Raw genomic sequence first — 2,580 nt, forward strand, 5'->3', positions numbered from 1 at the left:
ACAGAAACTGCTTCACCGAATACTCCATAATTGGAATTTGTAGTGCTGAAATTTTTTCCATACACCCCTGCCGAACCAGATCCAGATGTGGTGTTTAGTGCAAACCCCCTGATGCCATTGGCATTAGCTGAGGGTGAGTCTGTTTCACCCCAAACACCGGGAAATGAACCTGAACCTGTTTTTAACCCACGGATAGCCCAGTTGGATGATTGACCGTAAATACTGCCAGCAACCTCCAGGCGTTGGGTAGGTGTGGAGGTATTGAGCCCCATGTTACCGTTCTTTAGCAAAACAAGCGCATCATTCCTGTCGGAAATAGAAGCACCGTTACCAATAACAAACAGCCGGTCGGCGCTGTTCCATGTGTTGGTACCTCCCACGGGAGTGTACTCCGAATTGTTCCGGCCTATCACCGTTTCATGGGTTGATGGCGCTATTGTGCCTGAACCAAATGCCGTGGAATAAAAACCGGAAGAATTAGTATTCCATCCAAAAGCCGTGGAACTGACACCGGCAGCTGTGGTGTTATCTCCCCAGGCCATGGCGTAAGTATTTGAGGCGATGGAGTTAAAACCGAAGGCCGTTGAGTAGGGTCCAACATTTTCGTTATTCCATTGCGTACCGTTGACCCTTCCGGCGCGGAAAACCGCCTTATCCGGATGCCAAAACATTCGCGTTCCGGAGCCTGATGCAGGAACCTGCCCGGGTAATGTCGTTTTGTACTGCCCGGTGAAAAGCACATCACCTTCACCGGTTCCGGCGCCGGATGTATGCAGCAAGGCAGTCGGGTAAGAGACCCCGATTCCTATATTTCCATTATTATAAAAAAGACTCAGGTCTTCATCCTGAATCCATTTTTCGCCAGCCTCCAACTTCACCCAATAATCGCCGGAGTAAAGAAACAAAGAGTTAAAGTCGGTATCATAAACCACCAGCCCTGGAGCGGGGTTTTGTATCGCAGTTCGTTGTGCAGCAGTTAATCGGGGTGGAAGAAATCCCTTAGAGGTAGATTCAATATCAAGCAATGCCGATTCATTGGGGACAGCATTAACATCTTCAGAAATGATTACACCCTGGGAAAACATATTGATCCCTGTCAGGAAATTGAACATGATGAATAAAATACTGAGTTTTATGTGATATGTCATCGTATTTTGAATTTTAGGTTTATTGAAAACAGGTAACAATTAAAAAGCTCTGACGGCTCTAACTTTAAGATCGGGGTTGCCTTTTCCCATTACAAATTCAATCCCGTACTGAAAATCCCAGCAGTTAACGCTAATGGCATCTGCCTCTGTAGAACTCCAAAACCAGCCACCTCCAAAAGTCTCTCCTCCGTTAGCTAAGGCCACTTCATTGATTACTGATCTATTCAGGTACAGCAATTCCAGTTCTCTTTTTGAGGGCAGGTACCAATCTCCGTATGTTTTGCCGCCTGCAGTGATCTGAAGTTCATTACAGATCCTTGCAGCGTAGGTATCACCATCATCCCCAAGATATACCTGTGCGGCAATAATAATTGCGGTATTCAGTTCTCCGGCAAAAGGGCCATCACCTTTGGCCTGTGTATCTCCAAATTCGCCGGCAAGCCATCTTACACCCTCACTTTGATTTTCAATTGGGCACACAAGACCATGTTGTCCTGTTTCATCCACCCAGAAAACTACACCACCCTGAGCCAGATCACCGACAGAGTAGGTGTGTTTTTGCGCGTAGAATGTGCCATCACCCGAAGCGACCAGCATGCGTGTTCCATTACCTGCCAGGTTATTCGATCTTATCGTACCATCCAAATGCAACTGTGCCTGCGGACTGGTAACTCCTATTCCAAGATTTCCACTTTGGCTCAAACGCATCATCTCATTCAAATTGTTACCTCCGAAAAACCTGGTTTCACCAGTTCCACCGTCAGCATTAAAAATTAATAAGCCTTCACCAAATGAATTTATAAGCAGGTCATTGCCCTGGGACGCCCTGATAGATGGTGTAGATGGACTATTAACAACCCCGGAATACAAATCAAGATGGCTACCAACACTAAGTTGCTGTCGTGGATTTGTTGTTCCAACCCCTACTTTACCACCGTTAAAAAAAAGATTTACACCATCAAAGACCCATTGACTTCCATCACCTGTTTGCAGAGGGTACCAATTCCCTCCGGCAAAAATTTGCAGAGACTGCATATCGACATCAAAAACCAAAAGGCCATCAGCCGGATTGGAAATGGACTGTCTTTGCGCAGTGCTCATCCTTGGCGGAAGGAAACCTCTTTCCACTGATTGCACATCAAGCATGGCCGAAGGATCGGGAGGAGTGTTACTATTGTTGATTGATACACCCTGGGAGAATGCCTGACTTTCGATAATACATAGTATCGCAAAAAGCAGAATTAACGATTTTAAATTGCTCATATTTAATTTATTAGTATTCTTAATTGATAAAAAGCTAAAATTGACACCCACATAGCGTTTAGTCTATACGGGTGGATTTTTCGGTTTCAATCATCTTTAACAGAATATTCAGTTGATTTTTGATGCTTTCATTTTCCAGGCGAAGTTGCTCAATCTTTTCTTCAACTGG

2 protein-coding genes are annotated in these 2,580 nt (G+C 45.0%); both read right to left on the reverse strand.

What is annotated here, in order from left to right:
* On the reverse strand, positions 1-1,148 hold a 1,148-nt coding region (locus IH598_17855), incomplete at its 3' end, for a hypothetical protein (protein MBE0640381.1).
* A gap of 39 nt (positions 1,149-1,187) precedes the next feature.
* Entirely contained in the window at positions 1,188-2,411 is a 1,224-nt protein-coding gene (locus IH598_17860) for a DUF1566 domain-containing protein (GenBank protein MBE0640382.1), read from the reverse strand.
* Positions 2,412-2,580: the final 169 nt, after the last annotated feature.

It is taken from the genome of Bacteroidales bacterium, from assembly GCA_014860585.1.
Taxonomy (GTDB): Bacteria; Bacteroidota; Bacteroidia; order Bacteroidales; family 4484-276; genus RZYY01.